The 21,798-nt window shown below is 53.7% G+C and carries 21 protein-coding genes; 9 read left to right on the top strand and 12 right to left on the bottom strand.

Annotation, left to right across the window (positions count from 1 at the left end; translation table 11 throughout):
* Window positions 1-33: 33 nt before the first annotated feature.
* On the bottom strand, window positions 34-1,056 hold the full coding sequence (locus tag ACXJJW_RS10735; RefSeq protein ID WP_456475743.1) for a Fic family protein: 1,023 nt from the start codon (window positions 1,054-1,056) through the stop codon (window positions 34-36).
* A 150-nt stretch (window positions 1,057-1,206) separates the two neighbouring features.
* On the opposite strand from ACXJJW_RS10735, the gene tatC reads away from it, so the two are divergent.
* Window positions 1,207-1,923: a twin-arginine translocase subunit TatC gene (tatC, locus tag ACXJJW_RS10730; protein WP_456475742.1), complete on the top strand. Its 717-nt coding sequence runs from the start codon at window positions 1,207-1,209 to the stop codon at window positions 1,921-1,923.
* Here tatC and rlmD read toward each other — a convergent pair.
* Window positions 1,920-3,179, bottom strand: a complete 1,260-nt coding sequence (gene rlmD / locus ACXJJW_RS10725) for a 23S rRNA (uracil(1939)-C(5))-methyltransferase RlmD (RefSeq protein ID WP_456475741.1) — start codon at window positions 3,177-3,179, stop codon at window positions 1,920-1,922. The genes tatC and rlmD overlap by 4 nt on opposite strands.
* Window positions 3,180-3,266: 87 nt before the next feature.
* Here rlmD and hisB point away from each other — a divergent pair, with 87 nt between their 5' ends.
* Together hisB and ACXJJW_RS10715 are read left to right on the top strand one after the other, a co-directional pair.
* On the top strand, window positions 3,267-3,833 hold the full coding sequence (hisB, locus tag ACXJJW_RS10720; protein WP_456475740.1) for an imidazoleglycerol-phosphate dehydratase HisB: 567 nt from the start codon (window positions 3,267-3,269) through the stop codon (window positions 3,831-3,833).
* A 76-nt stretch (window positions 3,834-3,909) separates the two neighbouring features.
* Window positions 3,910-4,248, top strand: coding sequence for a TusE/DsrC/DsvC family sulfur relay protein (locus tag ACXJJW_RS10715; RefSeq protein WP_456475757.1), 339 nt, complete (start codon window positions 3,910-3,912; stop codon window positions 4,246-4,248).
* Between the two features lie 59 nt (window positions 4,249-4,307).
* On the opposite strand, the gene ACXJJW_RS10710 is transcribed toward ACXJJW_RS10715, so the two are convergent.
* Complete coding sequence (locus tag ACXJJW_RS10710; RefSeq protein ID WP_456475739.1) at window positions 4,308-4,586, bottom strand: UPF0058 family protein; 279 nt, start codon at window positions 4,584-4,586, stop codon at window positions 4,308-4,310.
* A gap of 91 nt (window positions 4,587-4,677) precedes the next feature.
* On the bottom strand, window positions 4,678-5,919 hold the full coding sequence (dnaG, locus tag ACXJJW_RS10705) for a DNA primase DnaG (protein WP_456475738.1): 1,242 nt from the start codon (window positions 5,917-5,919) through the stop codon (window positions 4,678-4,680).
* Window positions 5,920-6,267: 348 nt separating this feature from the next.
* On the opposite strand from dnaG, the gene ACXJJW_RS10700 reads away from it, so the two are divergent.
* Entirely contained in the window at window positions 6,268-6,552 is a 285-nt protein-coding gene (locus ACXJJW_RS10700) for a two-CW domain-containing protein (protein ID WP_456475737.1), read from the top strand.
* Window positions 6,553-6,847: 295 nt separating this feature from the next.
* On the opposite strand, the gene purC is transcribed toward ACXJJW_RS10700, so the two are convergent.
* The 3 genes from purC to ACXJJW_RS10685 are packed head-to-tail and all read right to left on the bottom strand — an operon-like array spanning window position 6,848 to window position 10,230.
* The gene (gene purC / locus ACXJJW_RS10695; protein ID WP_456475736.1) at window positions 6,848-7,543 is read right to left on the bottom strand and encodes a phosphoribosylaminoimidazolesuccinocarboxamide synthase; all 696 of its coding nucleotides are present in this window, start codon (window positions 7,541-7,543) and stop codon (window positions 6,848-6,850) included.
* The gene (locus ACXJJW_RS10690) at window positions 7,540-7,731 is read right to left on the bottom strand and encodes a hypothetical protein (RefSeq protein WP_456475735.1); all 192 of its coding nucleotides are present in this window, start codon (window positions 7,729-7,731) and stop codon (window positions 7,540-7,542) included. The genes purC and ACXJJW_RS10690 overlap by 4 nt, the downstream gene beginning before the upstream one ends.
* A gap of 36 nt (window positions 7,732-7,767) precedes the next feature.
* A complete protein-coding gene (locus ACXJJW_RS10685) occupies window positions 7,768-10,230 on the bottom strand; it encodes a DEAD/DEAH box helicase (protein WP_456475734.1) in 2,463 nt (820 codons plus the stop codon).
* Between the two features lie 77 nt (window positions 10,231-10,307).
* On the opposite strand from ACXJJW_RS10685, the gene ACXJJW_RS10680 reads away from it, so the two are divergent.
* The 3 genes from ACXJJW_RS10680 to ACXJJW_RS10670 are packed head-to-tail and all read left to right on the top strand — an operon-like array spanning window position 10,308 to window position 13,335.
* Window positions 10,308-11,012: a (5-formylfuran-3-yl)methyl phosphate synthase gene (locus ACXJJW_RS10680; protein ID WP_456475756.1), complete on the top strand. Its 705-nt coding sequence runs from the start codon at window positions 10,308-10,310 to the stop codon at window positions 11,010-11,012.
* Complete coding sequence (locus tag ACXJJW_RS10675; RefSeq protein ID WP_456475733.1) at window positions 11,009-11,605, top strand: hypothetical protein; 597 nt, start codon at window positions 11,009-11,011, stop codon at window positions 11,603-11,605. The genes ACXJJW_RS10680 and ACXJJW_RS10675 overlap by 4 nt, the downstream gene beginning before the upstream one ends.
* A complete protein-coding gene (locus tag ACXJJW_RS10670; protein ID WP_456475732.1) occupies window positions 11,605-13,335 on the top strand; it encodes an aldehyde ferredoxin oxidoreductase family protein in 1,731 nt (576 codons plus the stop codon). The genes ACXJJW_RS10675 and ACXJJW_RS10670 overlap by 1 nt, the downstream gene beginning before the upstream one ends.
* 32 nt (window positions 13,336-13,367) lie before the next feature.
* Here the strand turns inward: ACXJJW_RS10670 and ACXJJW_RS10665 are convergent, their stop codons facing one another.
* The 4 genes from ACXJJW_RS10665 to ACXJJW_RS10650 all read right to left on the bottom strand — a co-directional run bounded on the left by ACXJJW_RS10665 (window position 13,368) and on the right by ACXJJW_RS10650 (window position 18,854).
* Window positions 13,368-13,856 carry a universal stress protein gene (locus ACXJJW_RS10665; protein WP_456475731.1) on the bottom strand — a complete coding sequence of 163 codons (489 nt, stop codon included), beginning with the start codon at window positions 13,854-13,856 and terminating at the stop codon, window positions 13,368-13,370.
* Window positions 13,857-13,988: 132 nt separating this feature from the next.
* The gene (gene thsA / locus ACXJJW_RS10660; protein ID WP_456475730.1) at window positions 13,989-15,647 is read right to left on the bottom strand and encodes a thermosome subunit alpha; all 1,659 of its coding nucleotides are present in this window, start codon (window positions 15,645-15,647) and stop codon (window positions 13,989-13,991) included.
* 17 nt (window positions 15,648-15,664) lie between these two features.
* A complete protein-coding gene (locus tag ACXJJW_RS10655; protein ID WP_456475729.1) occupies window positions 15,665-18,028 on the bottom strand; it encodes a nitric oxide reductase activation protein NorD in 2,364 nt (787 codons plus the stop codon).
* Window positions 18,029-18,038: 10 nt separating this feature from the next.
* Window positions 18,039-18,854, bottom strand: coding sequence for a CbbQ/NirQ/NorQ/GpvN family protein (locus ACXJJW_RS10650; protein WP_456475728.1), 816 nt, complete (start codon window positions 18,852-18,854; stop codon window positions 18,039-18,041).
* 160 nt (window positions 18,855-19,014) lie between these two features.
* On the opposite strand from ACXJJW_RS10650, the gene ACXJJW_RS10645 reads away from it, so the two are divergent.
* Both ACXJJW_RS10645 and ACXJJW_RS10640 read left to right on the top strand, forming a co-directional pair.
* Entirely contained in the window at window positions 19,015-20,868 is a 1,854-nt protein-coding gene (locus ACXJJW_RS10645; RefSeq protein WP_456475727.1) for a PEGA domain-containing protein, read from the top strand.
* Between the two features lie 25 nt (window positions 20,869-20,893).
* A complete protein-coding gene (locus tag ACXJJW_RS10640) occupies window positions 20,894-21,202 on the top strand; it encodes a DUF2095 family protein (RefSeq protein ID WP_456475726.1) in 309 nt (102 codons plus the stop codon).
* A 194-nt stretch (window positions 21,203-21,396) separates the two neighbouring features.
* Here the strand turns inward: ACXJJW_RS10640 and ACXJJW_RS10635 are convergent, their stop codons facing one another.
* The gene (locus ACXJJW_RS10635; protein ID WP_456475725.1) at window positions 21,397-21,528 is read right to left on the bottom strand and encodes a hypothetical protein; all 132 of its coding nucleotides are present in this window, start codon (window positions 21,526-21,528) and stop codon (window positions 21,397-21,399) included.
* Window positions 21,529-21,798: the final 270 nt, after the last annotated feature.

Genomic DNA, 21,798 nt, shown 5'->3' with positions numbered 1-21,798 from the left:
AGGAAATCTTTTTTAGCCGAAGCGCTCTGCCTGCTATCCTCTCTTCAGCCTGAGAAATTCTCTGAGAAGCTCCCGGACCTCTGGAAAAGCCCTCACCTCTCCTCCCTCTAATTTACTGTATGCCTCTTTAAGAATAACATCGTGCTGCCGGATATATACCTCCCCCAGGAAATCGACGATAGGCTTGTAATTCTCCCTGTTTCCTTCAGCAACAGCATCGAGATACCTCTCCCTGTGCTCCAGCCCCAGGTATAGCGTAGGGTAGCCGTGCCTCTCAAGCACAAAGTTGAGCAGTGCCCTTGCAACCCTCCCGTTTCCATCCACGAAAGGATGCAAAGTCACAAACTTGGTGTGGAGGAGCACCGCGAGCTCAAAGGGATGCACCCTCCTCCTGTTCCTCCTGTACCACCCTATTAATTCCTTCATCAGCTCCGGCACCTCAAAGGCGGGCGGAGGCTCGTGTTCAGCCTTCTCGATCAATACCCTAATTTTCCTGTATTCACCGGGTGCATCGAGCAGATTCTCCATGATAATTGCATGCATCCTCTTTATCAGCCTCTCCGAGACATCTCCCCTATACCCAGCGAGGAACTCTCTGAGTTTCCTGAAGTTTACAATTTCATAGACCTCTCTCAGCGGTTTCCCCGGTGGGGTCACGTCGTGCTCCAGGAGCTCCTCAGCCTGCCTCAGGGTAATGGTGTTGCCCTCTATCGCCGTGGTGCCCTGCACATAGCGGGCAAAACATGCCTGCCCGTATCTCCTGAGCTCGTCGGGATAATGCTCCCCGAATAGCCTGTAGCTGTAGTGCAGAGCCTCAATTTCATGAGCCCTTCTGTCGCCGAGATACCTGCGCCGCCCCTTCAGCCAGAAGTCGGTGAAGGTTTTTAACCTGGTTGTCTGATATTCTGCCAGCTTCTCAAGGAACCGTTCAGGGGTTGTTTTTTCCAGTCTGCCGATATAAAAGGATATTGTTATACTTTTACCGTTAACCCTTACTTTATCTCTGATGTAGAGATATTTTTTACCTTTAATCTTTTTTATTTCTAGCTTTACCATGCTATTTATAGGTGAAGCTAACTTTAGAAAATTTGGGAAAATCGGGTTAACAGTGAGAAGGCCTTATATACCCCCGACAGCCTTGCTTTCCTGCAGCCATCGCTGCAACGTTGGACAAATCTTTTTTAACTCCAATGCAAAAAGAGCAGCATGGAAGCGCCTGAAGACAGGGAGATGCCGCTGCAGGAGCACCTGGCAGAGCTTAGGAGGAGGTTGCTGATTTCCCTATCAGTGGTGGGTGTGCTTTCAATTGGTGCGGCGCTCATCTTTGGCAGGGGGATAGTAAAGCTCCTGGTTTCCTATTTTTTGCCGGTGGGCGTAAAGGTGATTGCCTTAAATCCGGTGGAGTACGCCTACACCTGGTTTATGATATCCCTATTCATAGGCATATACCTTGCCCTGCCGGTGATAATCTATGAGATTTTCAGATTCGCTGAACCCGGGCTCTATCCCAGCGAAAGAAAATTTGTACTTAGGGTGGTGCCCACCTCCCTCATTCTCTTCACCCTGGGTGCACTCTTCTCCTTCTATGTCATAACCCCCTTCTCAGCCAAATTCCTGGTGAGCTATGCCGAGAGCGCCGCCGAGCCCATGCTCTCCCTGAGCAGATTTGTTTCCTTTCTGGGCTTTATGTTCATCAGCACAGGCATAATCTTCCAGATACCTCTCGTTGTGGCCTTCCTGGTTAAGAGCGAACTCGTAACCATGAAACAGCTCAAAGCCACCAGAAAGTATGCATACATCGCCTTTCTGGCGCTTTCTATGACGCTTGCCCCCGACCCGACGCCTGTCACCCCCCTGGTAATCGCTGCCATGCTGATTATAATCTATGAGCTGAGCCTGAGGCTTTCGCGTTATCTGCTCTAACGCAGCGTAAGCAGGGCGATATTCTCCACGTGCGGCGTATGGGGGAACATGTCAAAAGCCTGCATCTCAGCCAGCTCATAATCCCCCAGCTTCTTTATGTCCTCAGCCTGGGTGTAGGGGTTGCAGGAAACATAAACTATAACCTCCGGGTGGAGCCTTTTAAGCGCTGCTACGGCGCGAGGGTGCAGTCCTGCACGCGGAGGGTCAACCACAACGGCGTCGCACTCCTCAACCTGCGCCAGCATTGCCTCCACCTTTCCCGCAATAAAGCGGGCGTTGCGTATGCCGTTGAGCTCTGCATTGAGCTTCGCCGCCTCTATGGCCGAGGCATCCTCTTCGATGCCCACCACTTCCCCGGCGATGTCGGCCAGGGCTAGGGAGAAGGTTCCCACACCGCAGTAGAGGTCGAGAAGCCTCTCCACACCTCCAAGCCATGACCTGACGCAGGCCAGGAGGTTCTCAGCCTGATAGGAATTGGTCTGGAAGAAGGAGAAGGGGGGTATGCGGTAGGTTATTCCACTGAGCCTCTCCTCCAGGTAGCCCTCGCCGTTGTGTTCGCGAATCTCGCCAAAGGAGACATCTGCGAGCGAGTCGTTGACAGCCCACACGACGCTGTCCGCAAGTCCGCTGAGTGCCTGCGAGTACTCCCCGACTGGAAACTCCCCCTCCGTGGTTACCACACTGATAAGCCTCTGCCGGGTAAACTTCCCCTCTCTGACCACTAGGTAGCGGAGGAAGCCTGTTTTCTCAAGGATGTGGTACGCCTCAAGAGCCTTGCTCCTGAAGAACTCCTGCGAGAGGCGCAGAATCTCGTCGCTCTCCCGGGAGAGGAGTACACAACCCTCGGCACTTTCAACCTCGCTGAAGCTTGCGTAGCGGCGCATGCCAATGGCATGGCTGGCGATTGTGAAGTCCATCCTGTTTCTGTAGTACCATATCTCTGGACTCGGCGTCACCTCCACTTCCCGCGCAAATAGCTTCTGAATAACCTCACTCTTAAACCTGAGCTGGGCCTCGTAGCTTAAGCCCTGCCACCTGCAGCTTCCACAGCGGGAGAAGTGCCTGCAGCGCGGCTCCACTCGAGCCTCACTCCTTTTGAGGACCTTAACCAGCCTGGCCCTGCCCCTCCCCATTGGTGTGGCGACTACAGTATCTCCCGGGTAGGCATAGTCAACGCGATAGCGCCTTCTTCCAACCATTCCCACACCGGCGCCGCGCCTGTCGAGGGCGACAATCTCAAGCTCCAGCTCACGCATGGCAATGCTTCGATTGCATGGGGTTTAAATCTTTCCCGATATAATCTCTGGCGAAACCCTTATTAGCCGCGGGGATAAACGCTACCTATGCAGGCTCAGGTAAAAAGGCGCACCAAGGAGACGGACATAGCGGTGGACCTAAAAATCGACGGCAGCGGTGAGTACGAGATATCCACCACACTGCCCTTCCTCGACCACCTGCTCGCAAGCTTTGCAAAGCACGGCAGGTTTGACCTGAAGTTACAAGCAGAGGGCGACCACGAGCACCATATCGCCGAGGATGTTGCCCTGGTGCTCGGACAGGCATTTAGAGAAGCGCTGGGGGATAAGCATGGAATAAGACGCTTCGGGCACGCAATAGTACCCATGGACGATGTACTGGTGCTGTGCGCCGTGGATATAGGCGGTAGGAGCTACTGCTCCAACGGCATAAAATTCAGGTACAAGCGCGTCGAGGGGCTGAGCACAGAGCTTATAGGCCACTTTCTCGAGAGCTTTGCCAGCAAATTCAGAATCAACCTCCATACCAGGCTGCTGGAGGGCAAGAACGAGCACCACAAGGCAGAGGCACTTTTCAAGGCGCTAGGCCTGGCTCTGAGTATGGCTCTTGAAAGACGCGGCAGGGGTGTGCCCAGTACAAAGGGCGTGCTTTAGCACCGCTTTCGACATATTAGAAAGGGGAGTCGAAAAGTTTAAATATGATTGAAGCGAGTTTTAACTGGTGGTAATGATGGCAAAGACATTGAAAGTGGGAGATAAGGAATTGGAGCTGGACGAGGACGGATTTCTCAAGGACCCGACCCAGTGGAACAAGGAAGTCGCTGAAGCCTTTGCTAAGCAGGAGGGCATCGAGCTTACTGATGAGCACTGGGAAATTGTGAACTTCCTCAGGGAGTACTATGAGCAGTACCAGATAGCTCCCATGATTAGAATCCTAGTAAAAGAGGTCGGAAAGAAGCTCGGTCCCGAGAAAGGCAACCTCAAGTACGTTTACAAGCTGTTCCCCAACGGGCCTGCGAAACAGGCATGCAAGATCGCGGGTCTGCCCAAGCCAACAGGCTGTGTGTAAACGCCCGAAATATTCGGGCTTCACCACTTTTATTTTTGTTGCTTTAAATAAAAATAGGCTTATTTTATTTCCTCTCTTGCTCTATCTGCGATTTCTTTAAGCCTTTTAGCTATGCCTCTTGGAATAATCTCATTATTTTCCGCAAGCACCCCTGAAATTTCAGAAGCAAGCAAAAAAACAGCATATTTGTGCTCAGCTTTTGTTCGGTGTATGTGGTGCGGGCTTATACCCAGCTCAGTATACTCAATAAAGTACTCCTTCGACACCCCGTTGTCCACCAGGAATTTCATCAAATATATAAACAGCTGATGGAGATAAATCAACTCATCCTTGTACATCTCACCACGCAAGTATGCTTAACGTTAGAGAATAAAAAGTTTACTGGTGGGGTAGAGAGCCCCACCGCTGACGGTCCCAATCTGAGATGAGCTACGTTATACCCAGGTCACCTGCAGTGAGCAGGCGCAGCTTGGCCGGCTTCTTGGTCAGATTGCCCACCTTGGCTCCAATAAGGTACTCCACTTCCTTCTCGGCGGCTATCTCAACCAGGCGCTGGGTTATAACACCATCGAAGATTACTACAGAAACCACGTCCTTGGAGTTCTTTAGCGCCATGGCAAGGTCCCTGACAGCCACTTCCTTTATTATCTTGGAGTCCTGGTCGAGAAGGTAGGCCTTGAGGGTGCCTGAGAGGTCTGTGAAGAACTTCCTGAAGGCCTCCAGCCTGCCGTTCTTCTCCACCGGTTTGGGTGAGGGCTTGGGTGCCGGTTTTGCCTCCTTTTTCTTCTGCTTCGGCGCCCTGCGGTTCGCAAAGGGTTTGGGCTCCTCCTTCTTCTTTATTGAGAGGTAGTCCATCACCTGCTCCGCGGGCACCTTATTTCGCAGAGCCTTGAATATCTCCTTCTTCGTCAGGTCCTCCACTTCCTTGCCGTCGGGTGCACGGGCTACGAAGTCCACCTCGGCAACCTGAAGCAGCTCGCGGAGTATAAGCTCTCCTCCGCGGTCGCCGTCCACGAAGGCGGTGACTGTCTTCTTCCTGCTCAGTTCGTTGATGGTCTTTGGAATGCTCGTACCCTCGACTGCAATTGCATTCTTAATGCCATACTTGAGGAGGAGCAGCACATCTGCTCTGCCTTCCACGACTATTATTGCATCGCTGTCATCGATATTCGGACCTGCGGGCAGCTTCTCACGACCATACTCCTGGATTTCCCTGAGCCGTATTGCCTCTTTGACCTCTTCGGTTATCTCAACGCTGTCCGGTGTTATCTCCTCCACCATGGTGGTCAGGATTTCCTTGGCGCGGTCAATCACCTGACGGCGCTTGCTAACCCGGACGTCCTCTATGCTGTCAACAATAAGCCTGGCCTCACAGGGACCAACACGATCTATGGTTTCGAGCGCAGCCGCAAGAATAGCTGTTTCAATCTTATCGAGGCTTGAAGGTACCTTAACAGTGCCCCGGGCCCTTCCGCCCTTTGTCTCTATCTCAACCTCTATTCTGCCTATCCTGCCTGTCTTCTGGAGTTCCCTTAAATCAAGGTCATTTCCGAGCAGGCCTTCGGTCTGCCCAAAGATTGCCCCGACAACGTCAGGCTTTTCAACAACTCCATTCGTTTCAATTCTTGCATGAATAACATACTTGGTGGTGCCCAAGTCAATCTTACCCATGGTAACATCCTCCTTTTAACTCCCCAAAAAAGCAACTGCCCATCTGGAAATCCCACTACCTCTCCCCAGTACTAAGCACAAATTGTAATGTATGAGCTATCAGGATGACATTTAATTTCATATTTCTGACCTTTGTGAGTAGTGAGATTCCGGTGAGCAATCACTTTTTTGGGGCTATTACTACTATGTTCCAACTTTTAGTAACATCTGAAATTTTAAAAAAGTGGGGTTGAGAGGGTTATATAACTGGGCCGTTTTTCGATTGGAGATTCATGTTATGAAAAATAAAACTTATTCTTGCAGGAATTCAATTGTACAAGGTGAAAAATAAAAAGGAGGAGGTATAAAATGGCAAAACTGAATTGCTGGGAATTTAAGAACTGTGGCAGGCAGCCGGGGGGAGCAAAGGTGGATGAACTCGGCATGTGTCCTGCAGCAATGGCACAGGACGCAGATGGACTAAATGGTGGAAAAAATGGAGGCAGAATTTGCTGGGCGGTGAGTGGCACCTTCTGTGAGGGCAAGGTGCAGGGAACCTTTGCAGAGAAGAAACTCAGCTGCATGGGTTGTGATTTTTTCAAAAAGGTAAAAGAGGAAGAGGGAGAACAGTTTCTCCTATTGACGTCAGGGTAGATTACCTTGGGTAATAGACACCCACCGAAAACTATTTATGGCACTAATACAATATCTTATCTCACCGGAGAGGAAATCAAGCGGGCAGTTCAGCAGGGCGCTCGTCCTTGCCCAACACTCTCCCTCGGGGAAACCCGGGTCGAGAGTGAAGGTGCGGGACAGCTACCTGTTCGCTGAGCTGTAAACCTGAAGGGCAATGCCAAAAAGTATTGCCCCCTAAAAAGGGCAAGTCTTTGAGGCGTGCCTCAAGGTATAACCGCTTGACCTCAAATCCGGCTTCTTTTTTCGATTTATTTTATGAGATTCTCTTCTTTATCTCCTCGTAGTACTTGAGTACATCACCGAGGTCGCGCCTGAAGCGGTCTTTGTCCATGATCTCCCTTGTCCTGGCATCCCAGAAGCGGCAGGTGTCAGGGGATATCTCATCCGCAACGAGGAGATTGCCCCCGGCATCGTAGCCAAATTCCAGCTTGAAGTCCACAAGTATAATCCCCTTCTCCAGCAGAAATTCGCGCAGGATTTCATTCACCTTCAGCGCAATTTCACGCATCCTGGCGAGCTCCTGCCTCGAGCTGACAGCACCCAGAGCGAGGGCTATGTCCTCATTCACCATTGGGTCATGGTACTCGTCGTTCTTCAGACAGAACTCAACTATGGGCGGTGTCAACTCCGCACCCTCCTTGAAGGGGTAGCGCCTCAACAGACTGCCTGTGGCTATGTTGCGCACAATAACCTCCAGCGGTATTATCTGGACCCGCTTCACCACGTGCTTATTCGGCGCCTCATAGCCCAGGAAATGGGTTGGTATTCCCTTCTCCTTCAGGAGTTCCATGAACCTTGCCGATATCTCAGCGTTGAGCGCCCCCTTACCGCTCGCCTTCGCCTTCTTGGCACCGTCGCCAGCGGTGAGGTCGTCACGGAACTCCATGAGCGCGCGCTCTCCATCCAGTTCATACAGACTCTTAGCTTTGCCAGCGTATATCAACTTCATTTCACCACCTTTATCTTCTCAAGCATTATACCCAGAGACATGCTCAGGAGAATGAGCAGGATAACACCTGCAAGTTCTATTGTGCTGTCTGGTATCAAAAAGAGACCCATAACAACACCAAAGAAGAGGGCAACAGCAAAGAGCTTCTGTAGCGCCCTCCTGTTCAGCCTGAGCACTATCTCCTCCATATCAGTACATGTAAACCCTGGTTAAAAAATCTTGCGTTACACGTACGGCCTCTCACCCTCGTACTCGCCTATAGCCTGCGCCTTCCCGCTGAGCAGGGCCTCTGCGCATCCCAGGGCTCCTGCTTTAAACAGCGGCCGGTTGTTGTTACCGCACTGGTAGGAGTAGGTGCACCTGGGGCAGCCGTCATCGCGCTTGCACCTGCACAGCCTTAAAATCTCCCTGGCGCGTTCCACGCCCCCCTCAAAGCGGTTGTACATGAGCTTTGCCAGACCATTACCTCCCGGAGAGCCGTCGTAGATGAATATCACCCCTGAGGTCCCCATGGCGATGCCCCCCAGCTCTCCCGCCCCGCCGCCCAGGAGCATGTTGTTCCCCTCTATGAGCACATGCTCCAGTGCATGGAAGCTCCCTGCAAGAAGCTCCTCATAGCTGAGGGTGCCGCTCTCCGGCACCTCAGGTGAAGGTGCACGGAAGGCTATGCCATAGGTGGTGAAGGTGTACTCTATGGGCTGGGCAAGTGAAACCTCCTCCAGCCTTTTGTTTGTGTATATATCCCTGACCAGGTAGCCGTGCACCACCTCGGTTATGCGCAGCTTCGCATACACAAGCTCTGCCCCCAGAGCGCGGCGCCTCGCGACGACCTCTACAATCTCCGGCACAGAGAAGCGCAGGGCCTCTGTCTTTATGTTCTCCCCACCGCGCCGCCGCTCCACAACAGCCATGCCCCTGCCGGAGGAGAATTGAAAACTCCTGCTTGTATAAGCCTTCCCTCCGTGCAGATAAATCGCCCCCGGAAAGAGCTCCCGCGCCGCCATTGGCATGCTCCTCCTACCTATCCTGCGCTTACCTTCGCGGATAACCACCTCCTCGCCAGCACCGCGGATATTGAACCCTGCCAGAGCCTTCCGCACCCTCGGGTAGTCGGGGTACAGCCTGCTCCGCCTCTCCACCAGCAGTCCCTCCCCCACAAGCTCCTGGATTAACCCCTCAAACTCCGGGAACTCATCCCTGCGCAGGGGTATGTCGAGGGCAGCCGCGAGAAGGTGGTGCCTTGCAACAACCTCATTGCCCGGCTCCACGTAGCCTGGCGCTATGTCGTCAAAGTAGTCGTCTGGATGCTCCAGATAGTAGGAGCTTATGGGGTCATTGCTGCGAAGCACAAGCAGAGCAAGGCTCTCCTGCCCCTTTCGCCCCGCTCTGCCAATGCGCTGAAGCACCCGCGTAAAGCTGGTGAGCATCGTAACCACCGCATCTAGGTCGCCTATGTCTATTCCCAGCTCCAGTGTAGGGGTCGCGATGATGCAGCGGAGTTTGCCGTTCCTGAAGGCACGCTCCACCTGCAGGCGGTGCCTCTTCGTCAAACCCGCACGGTGTATCTCAGCTTTGAGCTTCTGCCTCCTCGCCACCCTGAGGAGCACTTCTGCATTCCTGTGGGTGTTTGCAAAAACCAGGGTCTTAAGGCCCTCACGATAAAGCTCCCGCATTATCTCAACTATCAGAGAGGTCTCACTTACCTGCTCTGGATAGAGCATGGCAAAGTGCAGCCTGCCCCTGCGTCCCTCCTCTGACACAAGCTCAGCGCTGCACCCGAAGAGCTGGGAGGCGAACTCCTGCGGATTTGAGATGGTTGCACTCGCAGCTATAAGCTGAAAGTCTGCAAACCTCCGCAGCCTTCTCAGTATAAAGTGGATACTCGTTCCAAAGGCACCTGTATACTCGTGAATCTCGTCAAGCACCACGTAGCGCACATTGTGGAGAAGCCCGCGAAACTCGCTCCAGGGCAGCATGAGGTGGATGTGGAGCATGTCAGGGTTGGTTATAAGCACCTCTGGCGGCGAGGCGTAGATCTTCTCCCTCTCTTCCCTGGGCGTATCGCCGTCGAGCACCGCAAAGCGCACGCCTGTGGCTGCCTCAATCTCCTTGAACTTTGAGAGCTGGTCTCTGGCAAGAGCCTTTGTGGGGTAGATGAAAAGCGCCCTTGTTGTGCCCGTGCCCGAGCGAATTATGCCCTGAACCACTGGCAGGGTGAAGGCTTCTGTCTTGCCGCTTGCCGTGGGCGCGCAAATCACCAGGTTTTTCCCTGCGAGGATTTTCTCAAACGCCTCCTCCTGGAAATGGTAAAGCCTCTCTATACCCCTCGCCCTGAGGTAGGCTTTCAGCTCAGGCGCTATGTTCAGTGTTTCAACCTCGCTGCCGGAGGCAAACTCAACCTCTCTGAAAAGTCTGTACCTTGCAAGCGTCACCCCGCTCTTTGCCAGTATCCGTCTCAGCACCTGCGGAAGCTCCGCAAGCGCAACACCTTCCCTGGCGAGTTCGTCCCTGATATGCGCCGGAATCCCGACCTCGCCCTTTTCGTAGGCTTTGACAAAATTTCTGTACGCCTCCTGCTCATCTTTGCCTGCGACGCGGGCTCGAATTCTGCACCTGAGGCAGACGACACCATACTCCTCGTGCCAGCGCATCACAAGTATCTCTCTGCCGCAGCCCGGGCATTGCATATTAAAGCTTTATGCTGAGCAGGGATTTAATACCTGCGCCGGTAATTTTTTATTTGTCAGCGAGAAGTACAAAGGCGATGAAGCTACTTGTCAGCCCGGTTGATGCCGCTGAGGCGGAGGAGGCGGTCAGGGGTGGAGCTGATATAATCGACGTTAAAAACCCTGCTGAGGGTTCCCTGGGAGCAAGCTTCCCCTGGGTCATACGCGAGATTATGGAGGTTGTGCCCCGGGGGGTCGAAACCAGTGCAACTCTGGGGGACCTGAGCTTCAAACCCGGCACCGCCAGTCTGGCAGCGTACGGCCTCGCCTCGCTGGGTGTGGACTACCTAAAGGCAGGGTTTTACGGGATAAGCACACCCGAGCAGGCACTTGTCCTCTCCACGGCGCTGGTTAGGGCTGCGGAAGGCTTCGACGCGAGGGTTATCATCGCCGGATATGCTGACCATGCGCAAATTGGGGCAATCTCACCCTTTGCGCTGATTGAGGCAGCGTCTAAAGCGGGTGCAGCGGGTGTCATGATAGACACCGCCCTGAAAGGCAGCGGAGGGTTGCTCGCCCACTATAGCTTCGAGGAGCTTGTGCGCTTTGTGGAGGAGGCCCACTCCCATGGACTAATATGCGCCCTGGCAGGGAGCCTGAGCGCCGAAGACCTGCCTGAGATAAAAAAGACGGGCGTAGACATCGCTGGCATAAGAGGTGCGGCGTGTACCGATGGCGACAGGGCCAGAGGCAGGGTAGTTGCAGAGAGGGTGAAATTCCTGAAGAGTCTGGTGGGGCCATGATAGCGAGGCTGAGCGACTCTATAAAAGCAGTAGGAGAGATTAAGGGCATTGTACTTGCAATGGCGGGGGTGCATGTCTTCTTTCTCATCGCCGGCTACGCGGCTGTTGCACTGCATTTCTCCTGGGCTGTATCCATGAGGGAGGAGTTCCTTGGCTCCCTCAGGGGTTTTATGCCCCTGGAAATGATTGTAGCGAATGTGCATGACGGCAGCCTTATAGTGGCGATGGGCATAACCTTCGTATATAACCTCACCTACGGCGCATTTTTAAGCACCACGCTAACAGGTTTGCTGTTCTTTCTCCCGGCACTCATAAGCTCCTCCAGGGCCTTCTTTATAGGGCTTGCATTTTATGATAACATTGCCTCACCGCAGCACCTTGTTCTGATTGCGGGCACAGTACTTCTGGAGTTCGGGGCGTACAGCGTATCCTCAGCCCTGGGTACAGCCCTGGGGATTGAAATAGTCAGAAGGGGTGAGGTGAGGCGTGCACTTGTGAGGGTACTCAGGGGCTACATGTTGGTGATAGCACTTCTACTCCTGGGCGCCGTGTGGGAGATAGCCGGGATATACCTTCTCCTGAGGTGGGTGTGATGCAGCGTCTGCTCTGGGTCGACCTGGACAGGGAGCGATTCCGGGAGGAAGAGGTGAAGGAGGAAGATATCAGGAGGTTCATAGGGGGCAAGGGCTTTGGCGCAAAACTGCTGTATGAACACCTGCCAAGGAACATTGACCCGCTCTCACCTGAGAATCTCCTGATTTTTGCTCTCGGGCCCCTCACCGGCACGGCGGCGCCCTCCTCGGGGCGAATGTGCGCCTCCTCCAAATCGCCTCTCACGGGCACAATCATGGAGTCCCACTGCGGTGGCCACCTGGGGTATGAGCTCAGGAAGGCAGGTTACATGGCGATTGTTATAAAGGGCAGGGCGGAGGGAAAACTCTGTCTCAGAATCTCAGATGCAGGTGTTGAGTTTGAGAGCGCCTCCCTGTTGTTGGGCAGGGGTACGAGGGAGACTGAGCTCATGCTCAGGCAGAGGCGGGGATGGGAGCGCTCCCGCGTCGCTGCTATAGGTGTCGCGGGGGAGCGTCTGGTGCGCTTCGCAAGCATAATCCACGAGGGGCACAGGGCCTTCGGCAGAGGTGGCCTTGGCGCTGTGATGGGCTCAAAGAACCTAAAGGCTATAGCGGTGAAGGGGGGCAGGGGTATAGAGCTCGCAAACCCGGCCGAGTTTAAGCTAAAGGCAAGGGAGTGCTACAGGAAACTCGCCTCCCACCCGACGACTGGAAAGACGTTGAAGCGCTATGGTACGCCGAATGTCCTTGCCAAGGTGAACTATATGGGCCTGCTCCCTACGCGAAACTTCAGCGAGGGCATATTTGAGGGCGCTGAGAGCATCTCCGGCGAGAGAATAGTAAGGTATGTTACCTCCTCCTATGGATGCTACTCCTGCTCCATAAGGTGCGGAAAGGTGGTTGAGATAGAGGGACTTAAAACCCAGAGCCTTGAGTATGAGACCCTCTATGCCCTGGGCTCAAATGTTGGCATGGCTGAGCTACCCTGGCTGGTGAGGTTCAATGAGCTGTGCAATGACCTGGGCATGGACACCATCTCGGCGGGCACAACCATAGCAGCCTACCTTGAAGCGCAGCAGCATCGGGGCGGCTCCGCATGGGGTGACGGAGAGAAGATATTCGCGCTGCTTAGAAACATTGCGCTGCGGGAAGGCGAGGGCAATGCTCTTGCTGAGGGTAGCGCAAGGGCTCTGCCGGAGTATTCAATCAGCGTTAAGGGGCTTGAGCTCCCGGGTTATGACCCGCGCGGTGCGAAGGGCGTTGCCCTCGCATACGCCACCTCCAACCGCGGTGCATGTCACCTGCGTGCACCTGTCTACATAGATGAGATACTTACCCAGCACTCTGACAGGCGCAGGAGTGAGGGCAAAGCCAGACTGGTGAAGGAGATGCAGGACTTCCATGCCGCGCTGGACTCGCTTGTACTGTGCAAATTTACAGCCCGCGCGCTGAGCGTGGAGGACTACGCAGAGCTTCTCAGCTTTGCCACTGGAATAGAGTTTACCGGCGATGAGCTTCTCCTCGCCGGGGAGAGGATATTCAACCTTGAAAGGATGTTCAACCTCCGCGAGGGGTTTTCAGGGCGGGACGACACCCTGCCAAAAAAGCTTCTAACCCGGCCGATCCCCCGGGGACCCTCTGAGGGTATGGTGGCTGAGCTTGAAATTCTGGAAGAGTACTACTCACTCCGGGGCTGGAGCAGCGCTGGCGTGCCCACCCGGGAGAAGCTCAGGAAGCTGGGGTTGGAATAGCATTTCATTTAAAATAAAAAGGGGATGGTTGGTCACATTCTCCGCGCCCGCTCGAAGAAGGGTGGGCGGTACTCCTTTTTGCGGATAGTTAATACAGGGCAGGGAGCATGGGATATTACAGATACCGCCACGCTGCCCAGAAGCCGTTTGGTGCCTGTTTTGCCCTTGGTGCCCATCACTATGAGGTCCACATCCTCCTTTTCCGCCACCTTCAGTATCTCGTCTGCGGGTGAACCCGAGAGTACCATCGCCTCTGCATCCACCCCCGCTTTTTTGGCCTCTTTCACAATGCGCTCCGCATTTTCTTTGGCTATTTCTACCTTCAAATCTTCAATTATCTGTGCCCCTTCAGCGGCACCTGTTCCAGTGAAACAGGAGGATTCAAAGGGCGCCGCAAGTACGCAGAGGGATATTATTTTGGCATTTTTGTGGCGTGCGATGTCCAGCGCGGGCTTTATCGCCAGCTCTGCCAGTTTAGAACCATCCGTCGGAACTAAAATTTTCTTAATCTCCCAGGTCATAAAACACCTCCCCCTATTATCCTTTACAATAATATATATGCGCTTTATTATTTATAATTTTTCTCTTGAGAGCGCCTTTCTAAACTCAGATATTAATTTATCAACTTTTAGGAATACGTCCTCCCGGGCAGCCTACCTCAACCCCTTGAAGGCATACCTCAGGTCCATCCTGCCGTCCTGGCGCATGTACTCAGGTGGCTGCACCGTCTCTGGCTTCTTCTCGGGCTCTTTCTTCCTTTTGCCCTTTATCAGCACATCGTCTATCCTCAAGATTGAGCACGCCACCTCCACCGCCGAGTTCAGAGCATTCCTGCGAACCTCGTAGGAGTCGAGAATCGCCTTAACATAGGCGTCGCCCATGCCGCGGCGCATGGCGTCGACGCCGTAGCCGCGCTTGCCCCTGTGATGCCACTCGCGTATCTTCAGCACAGCATAGGTGGCGTCCATGCCCGCATTCGCCGCTATTGCGCGGGGAAGCTCCTCAAGGGCATCTGCAAAGGCTTCAATGGCGAGCTGCTCCTTGCTCTCCACGCTGCGCGCAAACCTGCGGAGCCTCTTTGCGGCCTCGCCTTCCACCGCACCCCCGCCTGGTACAACTCTGCCATGCTCTCGCAGCGCCGCAAAAACATCTATAAGGTCCTCAACCTGGCGCTTAAGCTCCAGAACAAACTTCTCATTGCCCCCCCGGATAAGTATTGAAGCCACACCCGGGTTCTTACACTTGCGCACATACATTATCTCTTCTAGGCCAATTTTGTCCTCCTCTACGTATCCTGCGTAGCCCAGCACCCCAGGTGAGACCTCCTTTATGTTGCTCACCACCCTAGCGCCTGTGGCCTTCTCGAGGAGGTGTATAACCTTGCGCTCAACATCGCGCACGCCGAGGATGCCCTTCATCGCAAGGTAGTACATCGCCACATCGGCGATATTCTTCTGGCAGAACACCACGCTGGCACCTGAGCGGGCGACCATCTCCACAGCAACGCGGAGCACCTTACGCTTATACTCCATAAACTCCCTTAGCCTGCGCAGGTCGTTAATCTCATACTTCGCATTATCAACCTTGCGCACATCGAACTCTCTGTCGATAAGCAGAATTCGTGCATGCTGCACGCGCTTTGGCATTGCAGGATGCACACGCTTTCCCAGGTCGATGTACACCCCTTCATAGAGAGTGGTGTCGCGCAGTCTGCCTCCCGGGCGGTAGTTCACATACACATTGTCCTTCTCTCCACCTGCAAAGTCTAGGGCAGAGGCCACGAGCTGCGCCATGAACTCGGCATCCCTTTCCCCGAGCCTGCCCTTAAAGATGGTTATCCCCACATCCTTTATTATCCCTGGGGTGACCTTTCGCGAGAGCTTATCCATTACCTTCAGCGTCTCTTCCATCGCAAGCTTATAGCCGTTGATTATAACCGTCGGATGCAGGCCGAGCTCCATGAGCGAAAAGGCGCCCTTAAGCAGCTCTCCGGCGAAGACCACGCTGCTAGTTGCACCGTCGCCGTAGCGTTCGCCCATGGTCAACCCCAGGCTCTGCATCATCTTCGCAGCGGGATGCACAAGCTCCATGAGCTTAAGTATTGTGCCCCCGCTGTGTGTAATTGCGACCTCTCCTCCCTCTTCCATGAGCATCTTATCCAGGCCACGGGGCCCCAGGGTTGTCTTGAGCGTCTCAGCCACCGCCAGGGCGGCGAGAATGTTGCCGCGCACTGCATCCTTACCTATGTAGCGCTCATTCTCCAGAAGCGCCTCCAGGTCCCGCGGGGCAAGCTTCCCCTGGTCCGCCTCCAATGGCATCGCCTCCCTACTCAGGTGGTAAGCCTCCTGTATATTTCAGGGAGCTTTCTGGGCAGCTTGGCAACGTCATCGAGTATAATATAACCCACCTCACCAAACATGCGCTGCAGGTAGTCCCTTGCCTCTGTGTCTATGGTGATGCAGAAGGGGCGAATATGCTTCCGCTTGGCCTCGACGAGCGCTTTCTTTGTATCCTCTATGCCGTGGTCACCCTTATACTCGTCAAAATCCTCGGGTTTGCCATCGCTGAGCACTATTAGCAGCTTAATCTTCGCAGGTGTCTCCTCCAGGATTTTGGTGACATGGCGTATCGGCGGACCCATGCGCGTGTAGTCGAAGGCATCCATGCCCGCGATACGCTGCTTCACATCGTCGTCATAAGCATCGTCGAAGCGCTTTATAATGTAGAAGTCGCACTGCTTGCGCGTCTTGCCGGAGAAGCCGAATATCGCATACTTATCGTCGAGAATTTCAAGCGCCTCGCACATCAGCACGAGGGCCTCCTTCTCTGTATCAATAACCCAGCCCGTGGTAGAGCCGCTCAGGTCCACCAGGAAGGCCACAGCGATGTCGCGCTCCTTCTTGTCCACCTTAATGTACAGCTTATCGCTGGGCGTCGCCCCAGCTTTAATGTCGGCAAAGGCCTCAACAAAGGCGTCCAGGTCAATCTCCTCACCGTATATCTGCTTGAAAAGCCGCTTGTAGTCCGGGCGCATCATCTCAAACTGGCGCTTTATCAGAGAAACTAGGCCCGCATGCTTCTGCAACGTCTTCTCCACGAACCTGTCGCTGCCCTTGTGCATTAGCTTCTCCTTGAGGGCACACCAGGCAGCACGGTAATGGCCCATCTTGAAGTCCCACTCATCATAGAGGTAGGCGTCCTTAATGTCCTCCTCGGTGAGCTCAACCTGAAACTCGGTGACCTTCGACTGGATGTTTGCTCTAATCTTGCGCCCTGCACTGTCCAGAACCTTCATCAGCATGCTTGCATCGATCTCGCCCAGCTCACCGAGTATCTTTTCTATCTCCTTCAGAATCTCCTCCTGTATGTCCTCTGGTATCTCCAGGCCCACACGGAACAGAAAGTCAAGAGGTGCACCATAGGCGAGGGGGTCAGGCACCTCATTCATGGCATGCTGGATCATGCTGTCTATATCCGGAGGCTTATCTATCTCCAGGTCCTCAAGCAGCGATTCCAGCTTCTCTGCCATCTCCTTTCGCGTTTTTCTGAGTGCCGCCGTAACCTGCTCTGGCTTTATCACACCCCTGAAGTAGAGGTCTTTAAAGCGCATGTAGGGTGTGCCGAATAGCTCTTCCTCCACCAGCTCGTAAATTCTGTACGTGGCGACAGCGCTGTCCTCGACGGTTGGGCGGGGCTTGCTGAGCATCTCCTGTGCTATCTCGTAAGCTCCGCGCGCTATCTTTTCAAGGCGGGGGTTCAATCCCTCTCTGAGTTTCCCGTAGGTAAGGAGCTGCATCAGCGCTTCGAGCACCGCCTCCTTATCGCTAAGCTTGGAAAAGTCTGGACGGCGCCCCCACTCACGCTCCAGAATCATGTCCATATCGCGGGCTATGCCTCTGAACTCCCTGCGCAGGTTTCTCTCCACCCGGGCGTTCTCCACAATGCTGAATATGTCCAGAGCGAGCTGCTCCTCCGGGAAGAGGTATATAAAGTTCTCCAGCCCCTCGCGGGTGTCGGAGATGCTGCGCCCGTATTTCTGCTGAATCTCATTAACAACATCCTCTATTCGCGTCAGGTTCGGCTCGAGGCTGCGGTAGCGCTTCTGCGCATAGCGGTGTGCCGCTATCACCTTGTAAACCTTGAAATTCAGTTCATTGTTCTCAAATTCCTCCACCTTCTGGGGAAGGAATACTGCACGCGTGTCTGTGTAGGTGGTGACATCCTCCTGCACCGCCAGCTGGTCGCCACTCAGTGCATTGATGTATATCTCCATCACCCGTGCGACGTCAGGAAACTCAAGCCCATGGGAGTGAATCTTCTCGATGGTCTCTCTGGTAATACCCTTGAAGAAGTTGCGCGCGGGCACAACGCCATATGCATCTGCGAGCTCCAAACCCATCTCAACCCACTTCTTCAGGTCCTCAACGCTGAAGTGGGTTACCGCATCCGGAGCTGTCATGAAGAAGTTGAAGGCCATCTCCTTGTCGCGTTTTGCCAGCTTCTCCCCTTGCCTGTAAATCTCCCTCAGCACCTCGTTGGACAGCTCCATCAGCGCTGGCACTGCCTCATCTATGCTCTGCAGCCCCCGTGCATAGTGGAAGCCGGTGAAGCGTACATCCATTACGTCTTCACCGAAGGATGTCTGCCCCAGAATCTTGAACAGATTACTCCGTACGTCTTCAAAGCTCGCCATATTCGCTACCCTAAAGCACTGTGGTTATAAGCTCTCTAATTGCGCGCAGCATGTCTGCGTCGTCGGTAATCGGGTTTGCCATCGCTATCTCCGCAGCCCTCACAGGCTCAACGCCTTCCTTTATCAGCTGACCCGTGTAGATGAGCAGCCTCGTACCGGCGCCTTCCTCCAGACCCTTATCCTTGAGGTTGCGTATCTTCTCACCAAGCGTTACCAGCGCCTCGGCGGTGTCTTCATCGATGCCGCTCTCCTTCATCACTATCTTCTTCTCCAGCTCCTTGGGCGGATAGTCGAAGGTCAGGCTTATGAAGCGCTGCTTGGTGGAGTGCTTCAGGTCCTTGAGCACGCTCTGATAACCCGGGTTGTATGAGATGGCAAGAAGGAACTCGTCAGGGGCCTTTATTATCTCACCCCGCTTTTCTATGGGCAGGATTCGCCTGTCGTCTGTGAGGGGGTGAATAACCACTGTGGTATCTTTTCTTGCCTCCACAATCTCGTCCAGGTAGCAGATTGCCCCAACCTTGACAGCACGTGTTAGCGGTCCATCTACCCACTCTGTCTCGCCGCCTTTAACAAGGTAGCGCCCCACAAGGTCGCTCGATGTGAGGTCGTCGTGACAGGACACTGTAATCAGGGGGCGCTTGAGCTTCCATGCCATGTACTGCATGAAGCGCGTCTTTCCGCAGCCAGTGGGGCCTTTAAGCATAACAGGAAGCCTGTTCTTATATGCAGCTTCAAAAATCTCAATCTCGTTGCCCACGGGCTCATAGTAGGGCTCTTCTGTTATTATGTACTCTTCAACTTTGAGGGTTTCACTCTCGGTCATGTCGATACCTCCGGTCTTGCTCAGGTGTGCCAAGACACAGCACTAAAACCAACGTCATCAAAAATGATTCAAATAAATATTTAAGTTTAACCGTCAGCTGCTACTGAATTATGGGCTGCACCTGTCAAACCTTATATATGCGTCCGGGTCTATTTTAACCATGCGCTGGTTCGTAATAGCACTGGTATCTCTCCTGAGCCTTGTATCTCTCCATGCGCTTCCCGCCTATCCCGTGGATGAGGTTGTAATAGGGGTTAACACAACCACTGGCATGGAGTTGTCCCTCTTCCAGTATAAGAGCGGATATGCCCATGGCATCGCCTACGGGCTGGAGAGGAGGGGAGTGGTTGAATTGCAATACCCGGCGAGCTTCTTCTCCGGTGATGTGGATGGAGATGGGGTGGATGAGATTATAAGGGTGGTGAGAAAGGCACAGGGCACTGCGCTTGAGATCTACCGCTACGACAGGGAGGAAAATAAACTGCTTCGCCTGGATATTGCGTTCCACGGCAGCGAAGCTGGCGAATGGCTTGCTGGCGATATTAACGGCGATGGCGTGGACGAGCTCATCCTCATCCAGCCCGGGGTTGCGTGGACTGAGATCTACGCATACGTGTACGACCCGGCATATTCCCGGGGGACGACTGAGAAGCTGCGCCAGCTGGACATACTCAGGTACGGCGGAATTACGACCTGGCTCACGGGTGACGTTAATGGCGATGGCGTGGATGAGCTCATAGCCTTTGAGACGCTGCCCCAGGAGACGAGGTTTGCCTTCTTTCTATACGATACCTCCTACATCCGCGACATGACAGAAAAGCTGAACAGGATAGGTGAGGCGAGATATGCGCAGATTCTTTCAGCATGGCTCGCAGGGGATGTTGATGGTGATGGTGTGGATGAGCTTGTGGGTGTGGATTATGAGTACTATGAAACCCGGCTGGTGCTGATGAGGTATGAGCCGGGCTACTCCTACGGCACCAGCCAGGGGTTCCGCAGGCTGGAGGTGCTTCGCTACACTAAGGCTGAGCCGCTGGTTTTTCTGGGCAATGTGGAGAGCGCGCTGAGGGTACTCTCCAGGCAGCCATCTTCTGAGAAGCTCACAGTAAAGCAGGGGGAAGAGGTTCAATTTGCAGTGGAGGCGGAACATACCGACGGGGTGAAGGTGAGCTACCTGTGGCGCTTAAACGGCATAGATGTTTCGCGGGATGGTGAGTTCACCTATACATCCAAGCTGGGCCCGGGTGTGGTGGAGTGCATCGTATCGGCCCCCCTGAGCGGGGAGGCTACCCTGACCTGGAGGGTTGATGTTGCGGAAGTGCCGCAAAGGCAGGAGGTGCGCGAGGAGGAGAAAGAGAACACCCCGCCGGAGGTTACGATTGTTTCCCCGCCTGCGGGAGCAAAAGCTTCGGGTGAGGTTGAGGTGAGGTGGCTTGCCCGGGATGCAGATGGGGACCCGTTAACAGTGAGAGTAGAGCTTGTCTCCGGCGGAGAGGCAACCACCCTGTATGAGGGGAGAGAAGCTGAGGGGAGCTATGTGCTTAACGTCTCATCATTCGAGGCAGGAAGCTATCTGCTCCGCGCTGTGGTTAATGACGGCAGTGACACCGCCAGCGATGAGGTTGTTTTTGAGGTTTACAGGAAGGCAGCCGAAGAGAGAGGTCTGCTTGCACTGAGCTCGATACCGCCAGGGGCTGAAATCTACATCGATGACCGCCTGGCTGGAGTTACAGACGCTGAGGTCTACCTCCCGCCTGGGAGCTACAGGGTGAGGCTGGAGAAGGCAGGCTACATGCCCTATGAGACCGAAGTGGAGGTTTTCTCAGGGCGGAGTACGAGTATTGAGGCCAGGCTGGTTAAGAAGATTTTTGGCCTCCCGCCGGCGTTGTTTTTTATCGCAACTCTGGTCGCAATGGGTGTGGTGGCATTTCTCCTTTATTTAATAGCAGGGTTTTTGAGGCAGCGCATGCGCGCACCCAGGGAGGAATTGGAAGAATCTATTACGAAGAGATAAATTGCTGTTAAGTTGTGGTAGTGCGATGATTGAGTACAACAAGGAGTTTAAGAAGAAGTATCCCAACTTGGCCAGGGAGATAGAGGAGAGCAACTTTATCAGGCTAAAGGTTGAAAAGGCCGAAAACACAGAGGACAGGTTTAAGGGTTATAATCCCGGGGTTATAGATTTTCTGAACAGGTGCAGCACCGAGGAAGAGGGCATGGAGATTATAAAATACCTGGAGAAGAGGGGCGAGATAAGCTCTGACTACGCCCTCCGCCTAAGAATACAGCTTATAAAATACGGAATCCGCAGCTTTGGGCCAAAGAGGGAGTGGGGGTATTATAAGTAGAGTTGATATGTTCACGTACATAATAAAAAAGTAGGATAGAGTCTTAGTAATTCCACCTTTCCCGTCCAGTCACGACTGATTCACAGCACTATCGACACGCACCTAGGATAGCATTTCCCTTTACATCTTTCCGGTCCTTATGTATTTAATCCTCTGATATTCTCCTGTGTTTGATGTTGGGGGCCATGAAGCCGTTAACTAGACTGCGACCCTCTATCCTCACCCACATGAATCTTGTTGTGCGACATCTTCACTCCAAACTCCACCTCAAGCACGTGCTCCAGCAGACAAGCACCAACCCTGTACCTGTGTGAGCCTCCAGCCATTCATCCTCAGAAATTTTATGGCATGGGCTGAGAAGGAGGTGTCAACATGAGGCGAAATAATTTCCAGATAACACACAAACCCCTGTGTTACCGAAAATTTTATATTCTTGTCATGCCGACATTAGCCGCGGAGTTAATTGGGCCTTGGATTGAGAGCTGGTTCATCAGTGTGGGTTGGCTTTTTCTCTGAGACTTGATTGGCTTCTGCAATTAACCTGTCACCCTGTATAGAGAGTGTATTTAGACGTCGGTGGGAGTGAGTTGGGATAT

The organism is Candidatus Pyrohabitans sp. (genome assembly GCF_054014795.1).
This window is presented reverse-complemented; position numbering and strand designations above follow the sequence as displayed.